Source organism: Limnobacter litoralis (assembly GCF_030160455.1).
GTDB lineage: Bacteria > Pseudomonadota > Gammaproteobacteria > Burkholderiales > Burkholderiaceae_B > Limnobacter > Limnobacter litoralis.
On sequence record NZ_BSOJ01000013.1, the window covers coordinates 1 to 17,584 of the forward strand.

Annotated in this window: 16 protein-coding genes; 10 read left to right on the plus strand and 6 right to left on the minus strand. The window is 52.7% G+C overall.

Annotated elements, in window-relative coordinates:
• A partial coding sequence (locus tag QQJ87_RS06955; protein WP_284280798.1) for a hypothetical protein occupies nt 1-292 on the plus strand: 292 nt, incomplete at its 5' end.
• Nucleotides 293-399: 107 nt separating this feature from the next.
• Here the strand turns inward: QQJ87_RS06955 and QQJ87_RS06960 are convergent.
• Entirely contained in the window at nt 400-1,659 is a 1,260-nt protein-coding gene (locus tag QQJ87_RS06960) for a serine hydrolase domain-containing protein (protein ID WP_284280799.1), read from the minus strand.
• Nucleotides 1,660-1,698: 39 nt separating this feature from the next.
• On the minus strand, nt 1,699-2,598 hold the full coding sequence (locus QQJ87_RS06965; protein WP_284280800.1) for an alpha/beta hydrolase: 900 nt from the start codon (nt 2,596-2,598) through the stop codon (nt 1,699-1,701).
• A gap of 100 nt (nt 2,599-2,698) precedes the next feature.
• On the opposite strand from QQJ87_RS06965, the gene QQJ87_RS06970 reads away from it, so the two are divergent.
• Nucleotides 2,699-3,733, plus strand: coding sequence for an SDR family oxidoreductase (locus QQJ87_RS06970; RefSeq protein WP_284280823.1), 1,035 nt, complete (start codon nt 2,699-2,701; stop codon nt 3,731-3,733).
• Here the strand turns inward: QQJ87_RS06970 and QQJ87_RS06975 are convergent.
• Nucleotides 3,730-4,575 (minus strand): bifunctional transcriptional activator/DNA repair enzyme AdaA, encoded by an 846-nt coding sequence (locus tag QQJ87_RS06975; protein ID WP_284280801.1) that lies wholly within the window; start codon nt 4,573-4,575, stop codon nt 3,730-3,732. The genes QQJ87_RS06970 and QQJ87_RS06975 overlap by 4 nt on opposite strands.
• Nucleotides 4,576-4,659: 84 nt before the next feature.
• On the opposite strand from QQJ87_RS06975, the gene QQJ87_RS06980 reads away from it, so the two are divergent.
• A complete protein-coding gene (locus tag QQJ87_RS06980) occupies nt 4,660-5,688 on the plus strand; it encodes a M14 family metallopeptidase (protein WP_284280804.1) in 1,029 nt (342 codons plus the stop codon).
• A 102-nt stretch (nt 5,689-5,790) separates the two neighbouring features.
• On the opposite strand, the gene QQJ87_RS06985 is transcribed toward QQJ87_RS06980, so the two are convergent.
• Both QQJ87_RS06985 and QQJ87_RS06990 read right to left on the minus strand, forming a co-directional pair.
• A complete protein-coding gene (locus QQJ87_RS06985) occupies nt 5,791-6,657 on the minus strand; it encodes a flagellin N-terminal helical domain-containing protein (protein WP_284280806.1) in 867 nt (288 codons plus the stop codon).
• Nucleotides 6,658-6,764: 107 nt separating this feature from the next.
• Nucleotides 6,765-7,868: a putative solute-binding protein gene (locus QQJ87_RS06990; RefSeq protein ID WP_284280808.1), complete on the minus strand. Its 1,104-nt coding sequence runs from the start codon at nt 7,866-7,868 to the stop codon at nt 6,765-6,767.
• Nucleotides 7,869-8,014: 146 nt separating this feature from the next.
• On the opposite strand from QQJ87_RS06990, the gene QQJ87_RS06995 reads away from it, so the two are divergent.
• Both QQJ87_RS06995 and QQJ87_RS07000 read left to right on the plus strand, forming a co-directional pair.
• The gene (locus tag QQJ87_RS06995; protein ID WP_284280810.1) at nt 8,015-8,917 is read left to right on the plus strand and encodes a chemotaxis protein; all 903 of its coding nucleotides are present in this window, start codon (nt 8,015-8,017) and stop codon (nt 8,915-8,917) included.
• Nucleotides 8,918-8,957: 40 nt separating this feature from the next.
• Nucleotides 8,958-9,632 carry a 2OG-Fe(II) oxygenase gene (locus QQJ87_RS07000; protein ID WP_284280812.1) on the plus strand — a complete coding sequence of 225 codons (675 nt, stop codon included), beginning with the start codon at nt 8,958-8,960 and terminating at the stop codon, nt 9,630-9,632.
• Here the strand turns inward: QQJ87_RS07000 and QQJ87_RS07005 are convergent.
• Nucleotides 9,586-10,527 carry a LysR family transcriptional regulator gene (locus QQJ87_RS07005; protein WP_329670642.1) on the minus strand — a complete coding sequence of 314 codons (942 nt, stop codon included), beginning with the start codon at nt 10,525-10,527 and terminating at the stop codon, nt 9,586-9,588. The two genes, QQJ87_RS07000 and QQJ87_RS07005, sit on opposite strands and share 47 nt — an antisense overlap.
• 90 nt (nt 10,528-10,617) lie before the next feature.
• Here QQJ87_RS07005 and QQJ87_RS07010 point away from each other — a divergent pair, with 90 nt between their 5' ends.
• The 5 genes from QQJ87_RS07010 (at nt 10,618) to QQJ87_RS07030 (ending at nt 17,371) form a co-directional block, all read left to right on the plus strand.
• On the plus strand, nt 10,618-12,063 hold the full coding sequence (locus QQJ87_RS07010; RefSeq protein WP_431310087.1) for an NADH-quinone oxidoreductase subunit L: 1,446 nt from the start codon (nt 10,618-10,620) through the stop codon (nt 12,061-12,063).
• Nucleotides 12,060-14,393, plus strand: coding sequence for a putative inorganic carbon transporter subunit DabA (locus tag QQJ87_RS07015; protein WP_284280816.1), 2,334 nt, complete (start codon nt 12,060-12,062; stop codon nt 14,391-14,393). The genes QQJ87_RS07010 and QQJ87_RS07015 overlap by 4 nt, the downstream gene beginning before the upstream one ends.
• A gap of 89 nt (nt 14,394-14,482) precedes the next feature.
• Nucleotides 14,483-15,598 carry an NADH:flavin oxidoreductase/NADH oxidase gene (locus tag QQJ87_RS07020; RefSeq protein ID WP_284280819.1) on the plus strand — a complete coding sequence of 372 codons (1,116 nt, stop codon included), beginning with the start codon at nt 14,483-14,485 and terminating at the stop codon, nt 15,596-15,598.
• A gap of 365 nt (nt 15,599-15,963) precedes the next feature.
• The gene (locus QQJ87_RS07025; protein ID WP_284280820.1) at nt 15,964-17,094 is read left to right on the plus strand and encodes a Fic family protein; all 1,131 of its coding nucleotides are present in this window, start codon (nt 15,964-15,966) and stop codon (nt 17,092-17,094) included.
• Between the two features lie 64 nt (nt 17,095-17,158).
• Nucleotides 17,159-17,371 carry a helix-turn-helix transcriptional regulator gene (locus QQJ87_RS07030; protein WP_284280821.1) on the plus strand — a complete coding sequence of 71 codons (213 nt, stop codon included), beginning with the start codon at nt 17,159-17,161 and terminating at the stop codon, nt 17,369-17,371.
• Nucleotides 17,372-17,584: the final 213 nt, after the last annotated feature.

Genomic DNA, 17,584 nt, shown 5'->3' on the forward strand with positions numbered 1-17,584 from the left:
CCAACGAAGCCCCGTCAAAGGCAGCGTAAAAACCCTGACCAAATCCCACCCCCACGTCGAGGCCATTGTGCACGGTGGGGGACAAATCATGATCGGCTCAATCAAGCCCATACGCCACGCCGCCGTGGCTCACGATGGAAAAAAGACACTGGCAATGCTGCGCTGTAAAGCAGGCGAGTCTTTGGAGCAAATCCTGCACCGGTTGGAGCTTGCAATCGCTCAGGCACAACTTGATGGCCAGTGTGTAGACGAACTCAACAACCCAGATTCAGACAAGACCTACAAGTTCTGATACATCACCGCAAGGCGGTGTCGGCGTGACGCTTACGATTTGAATATGGAAGTATTGCCTTAATCGCTGCATCGTCATGGTTATTGACGATGCACTTAACGAGGCGCTTATTTTTTGAGAGGCTGGCAGTTTCTAGATACTGCAATCAAGATCTTTCCAAGTGCAGGCAGCGTTCTGGGATCCAGTGATTTACCCGTATTCAAGAAAGAGACTGAAATGTCCCTGGTTGGATCAGCCCATGAAACAATATTGATCAGACCCAGATGACCAAATGCTTTCCTGGCCTTGACACCAAACAGAGAAAACAGGTTTTCTCCCAGCATGAAGCCTTCTGAAAAGCGCATCGGTATCATGAGTGTTTTGTCCACGGTTAGGTTGCCTACCGGTTTTGTAGCGCGTTTAACCGTGTCTTCCTCAAAAAGTCGCTTCCCGTTGAATTGGCCCTTATCCAGCATCATTTGATAAAACCGAGACACGTCGTCTGCAGTGCCATAAATATTTCCGGCTGGTATGACGGAGTTCATGAAATCGGTGGTGTTAGAGATTGCTGCCACCTTTTCAAAATCGATATTCAATGCACGCTTGGCCAGTACATTAATCGGGAACACTGGGGGTGCACCAGTGCTGTAATTGTGTGCCGCATGTTGATGGTCGTTTGCTTTAAGCCCGTAGCTCAAGTATTTCGCATTCAGCGGCTTGCTGATGGTGTCCAGCAAGTAGTCATTCACGGATTTGCCTGTGACTCTTTGAATGACCTCGCCCAAGACGTACCCACCCACGATGGCGTGATAAGCCTGTTGACTGCCGTCGCCCTTGCCTGTGTGTGCCGAATTGATTAAATCAATGACGCTGTCCCACTTAAAAAGCAGAGAGGGATGTGGGTTGGTCATGGGTATGACAGGAATACCTGCCCTGTGAGACAACACCATGGAGAGGGTGATGTTTTCTTTGCCGTTGCATGCAAATTCCGGCATGTAGGTGGCCACTCTCTCGTTGAGGTCAACCTTGCCGTCTTCATGTAGCTTGTGGACTAGCATGGCTGTGATGGCTTTCGATGCAGAAAACAGGCAAATTGGCGTGTCGGTTTTTAGCAAGGCGTGATCTGTATCTACTTGCGAGCTGTCGAGTCCCGTTATTTTGCGATGGCCGATTGCCCGATTCAATACAATTTCGCCGTGTCTGCGAATGGTCATACTGAGACCTGGCTGCAGACCTGTTTTGTAAAAACCCTCGACGCTGTTCCAGATGGCTTCGACCCCGTCGCGGGTCATTCCGACGTCATACGGAGACACTTCGGACTGTGTGTCAATGTCTGTAACTGCGTGAAGTTTTTTCGGTACATTGACTACGTTGACTTTTTTGAACATGAAAGTGACAGTATAAAAATTGGATGTAACTTCCAAGTATCATTTTTGATTATACAGGCTGTCAATAAATTTTTGGATCGGTTCAATCGAGCTGCCTTTGAAAAACAGGATTGGGGAAAATGTGCCCATTAATGTGACGTGGTCCGTGCCTTTGACAAAATCGAGTTCGGCGTTGTTGCCAGCTGCTTTTAATTTCTTAAAAAAGGCGACGGAATTTTTGTTGGTCCTGACCAAGGTGTCGTTTTCTGGCGCAAGTATCAGGCAAGGGGGTTGTTTGTTGTCCGCAAAGTCAATCGGCATGGAGTCGGGGGGATAGTTTGGGTCGTGGAAAACAGGTTTTACATCTTCGACGTATATGGGGTAAATGTTGTAAGGTCCTGCCAAGCCTACAAACCCTTTGATCAGCGTATTTTTGTTCAAGCCGACTGAGCTTAGCCACTTTGGATCTGTTGTCAACATGGCCGCGTTGTAGGCCCCCGCGCTGTGACCCATCATGATGATTTGGGAGTCAGGGTTGTAGTCAGCGTACTTGCTTTTCTTTAATTCCTCGGTGATGGCTTTGACCGCATTGGCGCCGTCATAGAGAAACTGTGGATAGGTCACCTGTGGGTATAGGCGGTAGTTGGGTATAGCGGCAATGTAACCGAGTGAGGCAAGTCTTCTGCCCGCAAATTCGTACTCAGTCTTTTCTCCGCTGTTCCAACTTCCCCCGAAAATGAAAACAACAACTGGTGTTTTGTGGTCAAATTTTATTGGCTTTTCCGGTAAATAGAGGTCATAGGCCAGTTTGTGGTTCGAATCGAAAACCAAATTTTTTTCGATCGTGGCAGGGTAATAACTGCGTGACACCGCGTTGACCAACTGTAGGCTTGAGCACCCGCTCAAAATAAATAAAGGAATCACTTTCAGGGTGATCAGGAAAAGCTTGGCTTGTTTCATGTTTTGATGCTCAGACTTGGATTAATTCGGTTTAGTGTGAATTTAGCACCTAATCTTAGGTGGGGAGGTTAGTTTGGTTTCAATTGACAAATCAAAGCCTGTGGCTGTTACGGGCGCTTCGGGTTATATCGCATCTTGGATTGTCCAAATTCTGCTCGAGCAGGGCTTTACTGTACACGCGACTGTTCGAGATCCTAACAAGGAGTCGGCTGTAGGTCACCTTAAGAAGACAGCAGAAGGGGCCAAGGGTTCATTGAGGTTGTTTTCCGCTGATCTGTTGAAAGAGGGCAACTTCGATGAAGCTCTGGCTGGATGTGAACTTGTGATTCACACGGCCTCTCCATTCGTCATCAAGGGCTTTAAGGATTCATATGAAGCATTGGTGAGGCCCGCCGTCGAAGGGACTGCCAACGTATTGAATGCGTGTAACCGTCATGAATCGGTGCGTCGTGTGGTGCTGACCAGCTCGGTCGCCTCTGTTTACGGAGACGCGATCGAGAGTACTGATGTGCCAGGCGGGGTATTTACGGAAAGTCACTGGAATGAGACAAGTAGCCTGACTCATCAGCCCTATTCCTATTCCAAGGTCATGGCTGAGCGCAAGGCTTGGGAAATGTGCAAGGCTCAAAGCCGCTGGGATCTGGTTACAATTAACCCGGCACTGGTGATGGGACCGTCACTGACCACCCAGACGCAGTCCACCAGTATTGACGTGTTGCGGGATTTGGGCAGCGGCGTACAAAAGACTGGTGTGCCTCACCTGGAGTTTGGCGTTGTGGACGTGCGAGACGTGGCCAACGCGCACATATTGGCGGGATTCAATCCCCATGCGCAAGGACGTTTCATCGTGAATGCAGGTACATCTAGTCTGCTTCAAATGGCGCAAATTCTGCGCCAAAAGTTTCCGAAATACCCGTTGCCAAAAACCGAGTTGCCCAAGTGGCTGGTCAAACTGGTGGCACCTTTCGTGGCTGGTGTTTCCCGCGAATTTATCAGCAAGAACGTGGGCTATTCAATTTCGTTTGACAACACACGTTCCAAGAAAATCTTGGGATTGAGCTATCGCGATTTGAATGTGACCTTGTGGGAGCACTTTGACCAAATGATCAAGGATGGGTTGTTGAAATCCCGCTAGTCCTCGCCCGGGTGGGCGCTGAGAAACTCCTTCGCGTGCAAGGCCTTTTTTCTTGGCGCTCCCCAACGGTACTGACCCAGATTGCCTGTGGATTGAATGACTCGGTGGCAGGGTATTAAAACAGCAACTTGATTGCTGGCCACGGCGGATCCGACCGCTCTTTGTGCCCTGGGTTGCATCAGTTCATGGGCTATTTGACTGTAACTTCGCAGTTCTCCAGTCGGAATTTTCAGCAGCGCCTCCCATACTTTAATTTGAAAGGCAGTGCCCCTGACGTGCAATTTAATCTGGTGGGAGGGGCGGTTGCCCAGTGTGTTGAAATAGTCAGGTTGAATGGGGCATTCTGTCAGACCCATTGCGCGGTATTGCGCATTTGGATAGGTGGATTGCAACTGCGCAAGCCAGACCTCAGACGTGAGCGCTTGGGTTTCGAATTCAAGATTGCAAATGCCCTTGTCTGTGCAAGCCACGAATGCTTTGCCAAATGGGGTGGGCAGCTCGCAGATCCTGATGGTCAGACCGTGACCTTTTTGCGAGATTTCCGAGGGCGTCATCGCTTCCAGTTGCACTGTGAGCTGATTCAGGGTGGATTGGCTTTCATAGCCGATTTGCAGGCTTGCCTGTTGAGGCGTCTGGCCCTGGTCGAGTAATTGAATCGCATGATTCTTTCGGAGCACCCGACTGAATTGTTGTGGTGTAACACCCGCCCAGTCTTTAAAGACCCTTTGGAGGTGAAATGGGCTGTATCCCATTTTGAGGGCCAGTTCGTCCAGCCTGATTCTCGGATTTTTATCGATCAGGTTGATTGCGGCCAGGATTAAATCATAGTGGTGTGAGTTCATGCGCTTATTTTGCCGATGCCTGACGAAGCAAACAATCCAAATCTTGCGCTGTCATCGGTTATGGATGCGATAATGAACGCTTGAATGTTTTCTGGACTTCTCATGCGCTTTCCTGCTTTGCCCTCTATTCCGATACCGCTGCAGTTCGAGTCTGTCTCCTTTTCTGCGTGCGAGGAGGGGGTGCGTCTAATCGTTTTGGGCGCAGTCCATGGCAATGAGGTGTGTGGTAGTGCGGCCATCCTGAAAGTGATTGATGATTTGCGCAGCGGGTTGCTTCAGTTGAGGAAGGGCCGTGTGACTTTCGTCCCAATTACCAATCCACTGGCCTACAACCGCAAACAGCGCAATGGGGATCGAAACCTGAACCGGAATTTTACGGTGAAAGACTCGCCAGTTGATTTTGAGGACAAGATCGCCAATTGGCTCAGTCCACTTCTGGCCAGCCATGATGTTCTGCTGGATTTACATAGTTTTCAGAGGGGCGACCGTCCATTTGCCTTATTTGGCCCGCCCGACAATCAGGAGGGGCTTGAGTCGTTTCATCATGCCAAACAGGAGCGTGCATTGGCGCTCAGGCTCGGTGTGAGCCGATTTGTGGATGGCTGGCTGGACACTTATGCAAAGGGCGTGGCCAATCGCGTAGCTTTGCTTGAACGTGGTGAATTGGCGGGCGACGATTTAACCGTGGATTCCAGGTATGGCATGGGAACCACGGAATGCATGCGTGCTCAGGGTGGTTATGCAGTGACGCTTGAATGTGGCCAGCATGAGGATCCGTCTGCGCCAGCCGTGGCATACAAGGCAATTTTGAGAGCGTTGACCCACTTGGGGCTCATTGAGGGGGAGGTTCTCCCTGCTGTCAGCGATTATGAACATCTCACTTTATTCAAGGTCATTGACAAAGTCCATTTTGACGACGCATTCAGCAAAAACTGGCTGAGTTTTGATGCTGTGGCAAAAGGCGAACTGATTGGCACACGTGCAAACGGTGTCGAGGTGAGGGCAGAGGAGGATTGTTTCATCGTATTCCCGAACACCGCGTCAAAAGCTGGTCAGGAATGGTTTTATCTGGCGAGAAAAAACAGTGTGCCTTTGGATACGGAAGTGGTCTGAGGCGAAAAAAGAGGCGGTCGGTTAAAACCGCCTCTGTCAAAACAACCTGCAACCGGGAATCGATGTGCGGGCTGCTGCTTGGTCAGCAATTACTTCAATAATTTACTTCAACAGGCTCAGTACGCTGTTAGGCAGTTGGTTGGCCTGGCTGAGCATGGCGGTGCCGGCCTGCTGCAGGATCTGGCTGCGGGTCAGGTTGGCCGTTTCCTTGGCGAAGTCGGCGTCCATGATCCGTCCACGGGCTGCAGACAGGTTGGTGCTGCTGGTGTCCAGGAAAGAGACCACTTGTTCCAGTCGGCTTTGACCTGCACCCACGGTTGCACGCACGTTGGTGATGGTGTCAATGGCCGAGTCAATCTTGGTGATTGCGTTGCCGCTGTTGCCCGTGCTGGTCACATCGCCGAAGGCGGCCTGAATGGCTGCCGTGGTGGTGCCGCCCAGGCTGGTTTGCAGGTCGTTACCGCCGGCTGCACCGGTGTCGGTCAGGTTCACAGCCAGTGTGTCGGTGGTGGCGTTGCCAGTGCCGATCTGCAGGCTGACCGACTTGTTGGCAGACGAGAAGATGTCGTTGCCGTTGAACTGAGTGCCCGTGGCAATGCGACCAACTTCTTCAGCCAGTGACTGGTATTCACGGTCGAGGTTGGCGCGGTCGGTGGTGTTCAGTGTGCCGTTCTTGGACTGAACAGCCAGTTCACGCATGCGCTGCAGGTTGTCAGAGACTTTGCCCAGGGCGCCGTCGGCGACTTGCAACATGGAGATGCCGTCGTTGGCGTTGCGAGAGGCGACATCGAAGCCCTTGATCTGGGCGTTCATGCGTTCTGCAATCGCCAGGCCAGCGGCGTCGTCTTTGGCGCTGTTCACACGCAGTCCTGAGGACAGGCGGGCAATGGAAGTCTGAAGGCTGCCCTGTGTTTTGGACAGGTTCATCTGAGCGGTCAGTGAGGCGACGTTTGTATTGATTCCCAACATGATGTTTTCTCCAAGCAGTTTGTTTGTTTCATCTGGACGCTGCTGATTGCGCGTCCTATGACTGCTTTACGCCGCTGGAAAATGAAACTTGAGGATTTTTTTAATTTTTATTCGCCTTTCAGGCTGCACTCAGCGGCATCGGGATTGTAGTGGCACCGTATTTTTTTAAGCAGATGCATCATCTTGGGGTCATAAATGCCGTCGGCCGTGAGCTGCATTCTGGCCTGGCGCATCATTTGGGTGTATTTCTCTGTGTCTTCCGGGCTTAGATGCATCCAGTAGCGGGAGGGCACCTGACTTTCAACCCGACGAATCGCGTCAAAAGCCATGTCGAGGTACTGAAGGCCGAACTTTCGCATCTTCTTCAGCCGGTCATCCAGGTCAGGTACTTCTTTTTCAATCCTTTCCCGATTAAGCAGGGCTGTGCCAGTGACATTGATCAATGGAAGATCAAAAATGCCGCCTTTGGTGCCAAGACCCCGGTACAGTTCGAGTGGGGCGAAGGCCAGTGCGGGCGCAGCAATAATGTCGACCACGCCATTGTTGAACTTGTTGGAAAAGTTGGTGATGTCGCTTGGTACGGCCTGTGCGCCGATCTGCTGAATCATTTTTGCCTGGCTTTTGTCCCAATCCATCACAGCCACTTTTTTACCGGCGGCCTTTTCGATGGAGTTGATGGACCTGTCATTGACCATGACATAGGCTGCACCCAATGGTGCAATTCCAACCACCTGATATTTTCCGTTGCGAGACAGTGCATACAGCGAGTCACTGGACATCAACAGTTCAATCGCTGTTTTCATCTGCTGATAGTCAGGTACAGCGCCAACTGCATCAAGGCTGCCCATGAATGGCACAAACGAGCGGGCTCGCAGTGTTGTAATGCCGACAGCTTCACACTGCCCGGTTTTGAATGACTCCGCAGCCACGTTCTCGTTGGTGAACGGAATGAGCTCGGCAAAAACGTTCCACTTGCGCGCTTCCAGGGCAACATCTTGAGCAATGCTAAAGACGGGGCCGGAGCGTCCGAGAATGTCAAATATGCAAATTTTGATGTGAAGCGGCTTTTTGAGTGGCTTTACCTCTTTCATGAGCTGTTGCGAGATGCCCGAAATGTCTGGCATTTGAAGCGTCTGTGAATACGCTGAGGTTGATGCAATGCCAGCGAAGATCCAAATAAAAAGACACAGGGCATTACGGAATTTAGGCATATTCGTCTCCTCAGGTAATGCCATGCAGTTTAACGGCACCGATGCGCTGGCTGACAATTGGCGGCAAAAGTCACCCTTTCTAAGGGTTTTATATTTGGCTGATGCAGTCACAATGATGAATCGAATTCTCTTTTGTGAGCTGCGCAATGGTTCAAAATACTGCAATCGCCCAACAAAATACCTCTGGAATGATCGAGATACTTTTATTTTCGCTGGGCGGAAGTGAAGTGTTTGGCATGAATGTGTTCAAAATCAGAGAGGTGACTGAGCTCAGCCAGGTTACTCAGGTGCCTGGGCAGCCTGCAGGCATGAACGGCGTCATTTCTTTGAGGGGCCAGGTTTTGCCTGTCATGGACTTGGGTTCCGCAATCGGCATGGGTGGCAAAGAATCACCTACCAAGTTGATCATCTCTGAATTTGCGTCCCGCTCGGTTGCTTTTGCCGTGGCTGAAGTCGACAAGATTATTCGGGTGCCTTGGTCCGATGTGAAACCCCCACAGCGCTATGACACCGAAGCGGGTGCCTTGTTTGGCGTCGTCATGCTGGAGGACGGTCGGTTGGTTTCGCTGCTGGATGTTGAGAGTGTGTGTCAGAAGGTGCTGCCTGAAGAAGACTCTGACCCTATAACGGATTTCAATATCAGTCATTCTGCACCGGTGTTTTTTGTAGACGATTCTCTGGTAGCGCGCCGTAAGATTTCAGAGGTGCTCGACAAGATGGGCCTGAAACACGCCCATGCAATCAATGGCATTGAGGCACAAAACAAACTGTTGGCCATGGTCAATGGCATTGAGTCAGCTTCCCGCGTCAAAGACAAGGTTTCCCTGGTTTTGGTGGATGAGGAAATGCCTGAAATGGACGGTTGCACGCTGACTCGGCAGCTGCGATCCGATCCGCGTTTCAAGGACGTGCCCGTGATCATGTATTCGTCATTGACGTCTGATGAGAATGCCAAGCGGGGCATTGAGGCGGGTGTGGACACTTACGTGAAAAAATTCGACGCAGAGTCCTTGTCCAAGGCCATAGGACATCTTCTGGAAAAGGCTTGATTGGTTTACACTTCGCTCGCAACTATTGGAACTGCCTATTGTGTGCGAAGCAGACTTTTCAGACCCTTCATATTCGTTTGTTGATCTGGATGTCCTGATAGACAGGATCGCCGGAGATCTACGTGCGCATGGTTTTAGCCATGTGCCCGCGGCTCTGCCCGAGCCCCTGTGGCAGGCCTTGCATGCAGAAGTTGCTACAGCACCGGCTGGTCAACTGAAGGCGGCCTCCGTGGGGCGTTTCAATGCGCGTGTGGCCAATTCCGAGGTTCGTCGTGATGCCATACTGTGGATTGAAGGCGCATCAGATGCCCAGCGCGCCTGGATGGCTTTTGCAAGCCGACTTCAGGTGGAATTAAATCGTCGCTTGTTGCTGGGTTTATTCTCATTCGAATCGCATTTTGCGCACTATGCACCGGGTGCGTTTTACAAGCGGCATCTGGATGCATTCAGAGGGCAGGCCAATCGCAGATTGTCAGTGGTGGCCTACCTAAATGAAGCGTGGTCCCCTGAGGACGGCGGCAGGCTGGTGTTGTATGATCCCGAGCACGACGAGACTGCCCTGGCTGAGATTCAACCGGAAGGTGGATCACTGGTGGTTTTTTTGAGTGAGGAGTTTCCTCATGAAGTCTTGTCTGCAAGCAAGGACCGATTCAGTATCGCCGGATGGTTTAGGGTGAACTCCTCAAATTCTGGGCGTGTTGATCCACCGCGATAACTTCCTGGTAGGCCCCGAGCAGTTGATCCAGCAAAGGTGGACGAAATTGGCGCTTTGCGGTGATTGCATAAAAATTTTCAAAAATTTGCGGCAACTCGCAGTACTTCTGCAATATGCCTTGCTCCAGTTCGTCTTTCACGACGATTTCAGGCACTAGCGCTACACCTGCAGAGTCTCTGGCCAGCAAACGCAACATGGCCATGTCATCGACCTCTGCATAAATGGTTACATTCAAGCCCAGGTTTTCACACAGCAAGTCGAATTGATGCCTGATGTCGCTGCGATTTCCGGGAACAAGCAGGTTCAGGGTGCGAAGATCACGCGGAAATTTGAAGCTTTTTGCGGGTGGGCGCGGACTTCCAACCAGGCAAACCGATTGTCTGGCAATTCGCCGGCACAGCCAGGGTTCTTCTTCCGAGCTCTGCACCGGGTTGTTCGACAAAATGACATCCAGCTTGTGCACTTTCAGACGGGAAAGCAGTTCTTCAAGTCCAGCAGATTCCAAGATCAGTCTTGATTTGTTGATCCCGATTACGGGCTTTAAAAATCCTTCCTGAAAGTTTCTGGACAGTGTGGCCACTGCACCCACGCGCAGGGTTTTGGTGGAGTCTGATCCGCCGCGCTGCAGGTTGGCAAGCATTTCTGAACCCAGATTGAAAATGCTCTCTGCGTAATTCAAAACGAGTTGGCCTGACTCTGTCAGCTTGAGTGCACGCCCGGTTCGCTCGAACAGCGGCTCTTGCAACTGCTCCTCCAGTTGCTTGATTTGTGCAGACAATGCGGATTGAGAGACATGCAGGGCTTCCGCTGTGCGTGTGAGATTCCCTTCTTTGGCAACTGACCAGAAGTAATACAGGTGATGAAAATTGAGTTGCCGAAGAGAGATGGTTCTCATAAATAGAATGAAACGTTAATTTCAATCTATTTTACTTGAGGTTAAAAATTCTGCAAGATTGCGCTCGTGTTGTATTCAGAGAGACCTCAGATGTTGATGGTGCTGTATTTCATTTTTGCAGGATCGGTGTTGTTATTTCCTGGTCGGGCTTGGCAGTTGGCAAAAATGGCCAGTGTGATTGCCGGGTTAATTGCGGTTAGTGCCTCGGTGTGGCGTGTTCATCAAGGGAATTTTGAATTGTTGCCCACAGCAGTGGGTTTGTTGGCGGTATTTATCGGCTGGATCGTATTGGGCTTTTCAGAACGCTATCTGATTGACGAAGCCAATCAGCATGCCTATGTGGCAAAAGTCTTGCTGTGTTTGGGACTCATTGAGACCGTTGTGCAAACGGAGAGTCTGGTCTGGATGTTTCTGGCCTGGGGCGCACTGCTCGTCACGATGAATCGCTTGCTGTTGTTTTATCCAGATCGCCCAGCCGCTCGCTGGGTTGTGATCAAAAAGACCTGTTTTGATGTGTTAACCGGATTGTGTTTGTTTGCCGTGCTGACAGTGATGTGGTTGCAGACGGGCAAAGTGAATGTGACGCTTGCTGATGTTGCTGTCGGCCCTCACTCGGCCTGGGCGGGTTTCTTTCTTGCGATTGCTTGCGTGTTGACCACTGCACAATTGCCTTTCCATGGTTGGCTGATACAAGTCATGGAGGCTCCCACCCCTGTCTCGGCGCTGTTGCATGCTGGGGTGGTTAATCTGGCCGGGTACATTTTGTTGCGATTGCATGTGTTGGTGGAATATTCGCTGGCCGGACGCTATGTTTTGGTGGCTGTGGGTGGAATAACAGCGGTCTGCTGCGCCTTTGTGCTAATGACTCGAATCAGCATCAAGGTGCGTCTGGCCTGGTCCACCTGCGCGCAGATGGGCTTCATGTTGATGGAATGTGGCTTGGGCTTGTATTCAATGGCGGTTTTGCATTTGATCGGGCATTCGCTCTACAAGGCCTATGCTTTTTTGAGTTCTGGCGATTCGGTGACCGACGCCATCAAAAACGTGTTTGTGGTGAGATACCGGCGTGACCAGATTCGCCTAAACCCCTATCACGCCGTATTTGCCTTGATCATGAGCTTATTCATGGTTTGGATTGTCCAGTGGATTGTCGGTCTGTTTGTGACCTTGCATGAGTCCTGGATGGTGGCCGTGTTTCTCGCGTCCGGCCTGTGGCCATTGCTCTGGCTGCCCGAGGGTTCGGACAATGCATTGTGGCGCAAGGCCATCCTGCAGTTTGTGGGCATTGTATTGGCGTACTGGGTTGTCAGTGCCTTGGTGTCAGAAGGTCTGCCACCTGCTGTCGTCTCCAGTTCCAATTTCAGCTGGGTGCTGGCGCTATTCGCACTTTTGTTTGTGGTGCAGTTGATTGTCTGGTTTCAGCCCAACTCAAACTGGGTGAGTCGCTGGTACGGCTGGGTCTACAACGGATTCTATCTGGATGACTTTATCAATCAGATCATTAGAAAGTTGCCGATCGTGAAGGAGCTGGCATGAACGCAATCGACAAAGTAGTGCAGCCTGAGTTGATGAATATTGAGCAGATGGTCAAACAGGTTTGTGCCCGAATCATGCCAGGGCGACCTCTGGATCAATGGATTGCAGTCAACCCCTTTTTTAACTGGTCTGATCGTACATTCGATCAGGTCAGTGAGGACCTTTCTCTTCGCGAGGGTGGCACGCTGTGGGCACCTGCATCGTATCTGGTTGAGCAGTTAAAATCCGGACGCATTCAGATTGAACATATTGAGGCTGCCGCGCGTGAGCTGGGTTTTGACGTGGTGTCTGCCTCGGAGCTCTCCACTAATTTGATGCAGCAAAACGGACCTCTGGACAGGTTGCCTCTTCTGTCTGACGTGTTGACTGAGACCTGGAATTTGAGAGCGCCGTTTGATTTCAACACGCAAATTACGCAACAGGTTTCTCAGTTGTGTGGCTCGGTATTTGATCAGGCTTTCTCATTGTGGAAGCCCGAACAGACCATCAGTTTGTTTGAGCATTGGAAGCGAAGCCTTCAAGAGAATCGAGTTCTGAGACAATCCGTTCATTTGAATTCGCAAATATGGCGCACCGTACAGGGCAGCGCGGGCGCGCTCGATTGTATTGCGCGTTTGTTGCCCGATTTGATGGGTGAGGACCAATCCGCTGTGCTTTATCTGCACGTGGTGCTTGCGCGTTTGCGCGGCTGGGCATCGTGGTGTGCTTACCGGGATCAAATGCAGCCAGAGGGTCGTCTTTTGGAGCAATTGCTGGCCATTCGCCTGGCATGGGAGGCTTTGCTGGATGATGGCCAGCGCGATGAGGGCTCGGTTTGGCACAACTGGCAGCTAAGCTGGAAGCAGATTGAAGCAATCGACCGCGAAGCAGCCATGAAATGGCGCAGACTGGCGCAACACGCACTTGAGCATGCGTGTCGGGCAGATATTTTCAGCGCTTTGAGTGGTCGGGTTGAAGTGGACTCAGGCGAAAAAACGGCCCGCTTGGTGTTCTGCATCGACACGCGCTCCGAGGTGTATCGTCGGGCCATTGAGCGACTGGACCCCTCCATCGAAACAGCCGGGTTTGCGGGCTTCTTTGGCATGCCTTTTGGCGTGGATCAAAGTTGGGGTGGGGAGGTAACGCCACATGTGCCTGGTTTGCTGACCCCACAGGCCCTTGTTAAATCCCAGCTAAGCGAATCGCTTGACAGTGTGGAGCGATTCCGGCGTTTGCCAGATTTGCCTGGATCCACTTTTACTTTTGTAGAGGCCTTGGGCGGCACCTATTTGGGCAAAATGATTCAGCGAAGACTGAAGCGTGCATTTCACGCCGAGTCGATGGTTCAGGTCTCTCCGGACATTGCGGAACTTGGGGATCTCGCCACTCGCGTTCAATGGGCTGATTCCATTCTCAGTGGCTTGGGATATCAATCGGACTGGCCCAAATTGATTGTATTGGTGGGCCATGGCAGTCAATCTGAAAACAATCCCTTGCTGGCTGGCTTGAATTGCGGGGCTTGTGGAGGTCAAACAGGGCAGTTGAGCTCCAGCCTGGCTGCCGATTTGTTGAATGATCCAGAGGTGAGGCAAGCCCTGAGAACACGTGCTGAAAGGGCGGTCGATATTGGGTCAGACACAGTTTTTGTGGCAGCTTTGCACAACACGGTCACCGATGAAATTCGGATGTTGCCTGCACGGCTCACGCCTCCGGCATTCATTGCCCAGCGTCTGGTCAAATTGAAGAGCGTGCTGGATGTGGCCAGAAAGGATGTGCTTTTTGAGCGGGCACATCTGTTGGGCGGTGGCAATGGGACCGATTTGCCGGACAGGGCACAGGACTGGTCGGAAGTACGCCCAGAATGGGCACTGTGCAACAACGCAGCAATCGTAGTGGCACCAAGAACCATGACTCGAGGTGTTGATTTGAAGGGGCGAGCTTTCCTGCTGGAATACTCGGCTGGCGACGATGTCTCAGGCGACACCTTGTTGGCCTGTTTGAACGCGCCTGTCGTGGTGGCGCATTGGATCAATCTGCAGTATCTCGCGTCCAGCGTCATGCCCAAATTGTACGGGGCAGGTAACAAGACCCTTCACAATGTGGTGGGCGGAAACCTGGGCGTTTTTGAGGGCAACGGTGGGGATTTGCGAATCGGCCTTGCGCAGCAGTCCGTGTTTGATCAAGGTCGGCTGATGCACGAGCCCGTCCGATTGAACGTCATTGTGGCGGCAAAGGCCGACTTCATTGCCAAGACGGTCTTGCGAAGTCCCAAAGTGGCTGAGCTGGTTCGCAATCGTTGGATGGCTGTGTTCTCGTGGCAGGACGGGGTATTTGAGCGGGTGATTCCCTGATACCCAAGCTTTCCCTAGTTGTCACGTTTGTTGACAAGCAGGATGATGTGAGTGTTTAAGAGACATACACCACAGGAGCAGTACTTCCAATGAGTCAACTATTTACGCCATTTCAAATTGGGTCTTTGAATCTCGAAAACCGGATCATTATCGCGCCCATGTGCCAGTATTCCGCAGTGGACGGGAATGCAACGGACTGGCACCTGATTCATTTGGGTCAGCTCTCACTTTCTGGCGCTGGCATGTTGATCATTGAAGCCACAGCTGTTTCTCCCGAGGGGCGTATTTCTCCGCAAGATCTTGGTCTGTATTCGGATGACAACCAGCATGCACTGGCTCGCGTGGTCAACAGCGTGCGTCAATACTCTGACATGCCATTGGCTATCCAGTTGGGTCACGCGGGTCGAAAAGGTTCTAGCCGGCAACCCTGGGAAGGCGGAACGCAACTTCGCCCCTTCGATGCAGAAGGTTGGCAAACTGTTGCACCTTCAGCTGTTCCGCATGCGCAAGGCGAAGAACCCCCCGTTGCGCTGGATCGAGGTGCCTTGGCCCGTATCCGCGAAGATTTCGTGGTGGCTGCGCAGCGTGCCGTGCACCTCGGTTTTCAGGGCATTGAAATTCATGCCGCGCATGGCTATTTGTTGCATCAGTTTTTGTCACCTTTGGCCAATCGCAGAAACGACGAATATGGTGGCAGCCTGGAGAACCGTTTGAGATTCCCCCTGGAAGTGTTTAAGGCCGTGCGTCAGGTGGTACCCGTCAATGTGCCTGTCTGGGTGCGCATTTCAGCGTCAGACTGGGTTGAGGGCGGCTGGAATCTCGATGAGAGCGTGGCCTTTACTGCCGAGTTGAAAAAGTTGGGTTGCGATGCCATTCATGTGTCCTCTGGTGGTGTTTCTCCCGATCAGAAAATCCCGGTGGAGCCCAACTATCAAGTTCCCTTTGCTGAACGCATCAAACGCGAAGTCGGCTTGCCGACCATTGCTGTGGGGCTGATTACTGAGGCTCAACAAGCGGAGTCAATTCTGACAACCGGGCAGGCCGATGCGGTGGCCTTGGCACGTGCAATGCTGTACGACCCACATTGGCCTTGGCATGCGGCCGCAGAATTGGGTGGGCAGATCAGGGCGCCCAAGCAATACTGGAGATCGCAGCCTCGTCAGTTTAAAGACTTGTTCAAAGCAGCGAGTTTTGGGCAGAGATAACAGACAAGGGTAAAAAAAAACCAGCCGCAGGGGCTGGTTTTTTATTGGTATGGTGGTGGGGTGGCTTCCAGCAGCCAACTGCGTTGAATGTGCGCAATACCGGAGTGCCGGCAAGTTGCGAAAGGCTGCGGGTTCCAGCGAAAAGTGGGGCTTGACAGACCAAAATCGCGGACGTTCGAGCTGCTTTCTCGCGTGACAGGTTGTCAAGCATTCAACTTCACAGACAGTCTGCCCAGTTCAATTCCCATTTACGGAATCGAACCCGCGTCCGCAACGGCAGCGGTGCGGCGAATAGACCAGCCTATCGCCGCATTAAATGCGGCGAATAACTTGCGCTTGCGGAGAATGCGCCTCATAATCTCCGCATGAACAGCGGCGATTACACTTACATCTGGCAGGCCAGCGACTGGCCGAGTTGGCGCTTCGACTTGGCTACCTTGGCCCGGTCGTTGGCTGACGTCAGCCGCGCCCAGGGCCTGCTCATGGGGCGGCTTGCCGACGTGGGCATGACCTTGCGCGACCAGGCAAGCCTATCGGCGCTGACTGAGGACGTCGTGAAGACCAGCGAGATCGAGGGCGAACAGCTCAACGTCGAGTCTGTCCGTTCGTCCATCGCCCGCCGGCTCGGCGTCGACATCGGTGCGCTGACCCCGGTGGACCGTCATGTCGAAGGCGTGGTCGAGATGGTGCTAGACGCCACCGCCAACTGCAACGCCACGGTCACCCGAGATCGCTTGTTCGGGTGGCACGCAGCCCTGTTCCCCACTGGCTATTCCGGCCTCGTCCGGATCAACGTTGGCGGCTGGCGCGACGATGCCACCGGTCCGATGCAGGTAGTCTCTGGCCCGCTGGGGCGCCAGCGCGTGCATTTCGAAGCACCGCCGGCCGACTGGCTGGGGTTCGAGGCCGACCGCTTTCTGGCCTGGGCCAACGGCTCGTCGAACGAGCCGCTGTTGATCAAGGCAGGGCTTGCTCATCTGTGGTTTGTCACCTTGCATCCATTCGACGACGGGAACGGCCGTATCGCCCGTGCCATCGGCGATTTGTTCCTAGCCCGTGCCGATGGCAGTCCCCAGCGTTTCTACAGTCTGTCGGCGCAGATCCAGCGGGAACGCAAGGCCTACTACGACATCCTGGAGCGGACTCAGAAAGGGTCGCTCGACGTCACGGAGTGGCTCACCTGGTTCCTTGATACGTTGCACCGTGCCGTCGACCAGGCGCAGCACACGCTCGACGCGGTCCTGGCCAATACGAGATTCTGGCAGCATTGGGCCACGACGCCGCTGAACGAGCGACAGGTGAAGCTGCTCAATCGTCTGCTCGATGGCTTTGAAGGGAAGCTCACCAGCAGCAAGTGGGCGGCGATCGCTAAGTGCTCACCGGACACAGCATTGCGCGACATCAATGACTTGCTGGTTCGCGGCGTGTTGCGGAAAACAGATGCTGGTGGTCGCAGTACCAGCTACGAGTTGAACGATTTGGCCGACAGGGAATGACTTGACTCGTGTGCGGAACAACGCCTTCATGGGCTCCTGCCAACTCATTCGCAAGGAGACCAAGATGGACGTCGTGCACCTCAATCAAAAACAACTGGCCGCCCGCTGGAGCGTCAGCGAGGCCTCCCTCGAACGCTGGCGCTGCGAGGGTATTGGTCCCAAGTTCCTGAAAATCTGCGGTCGGGTGCTCTACCGGCAGGTCGACATCGAGGCCTACGAAGAGTCGTGCTTGGCAACGTCGACCAGGACCGTTGCGACTCAAGCCGGTACAGACTGAGAAATGTTCCGTTTCGTCGGTAGATATCAACAAGTGACGACGTTTCGGAACACGCGGTGCCCGCGACGGCGGTTGCAAGCCAAATTGCCGGTGCATTGAAAGTCTGCGGTCCGCAAGCGCAGACCGCTCAAGCAATTCGTTGAATATCTGCGTATTCTGGCCGAAACTGGACACGGTTTCTGGCTGAAACTGGACACCGTTTCCAGAGCAAGC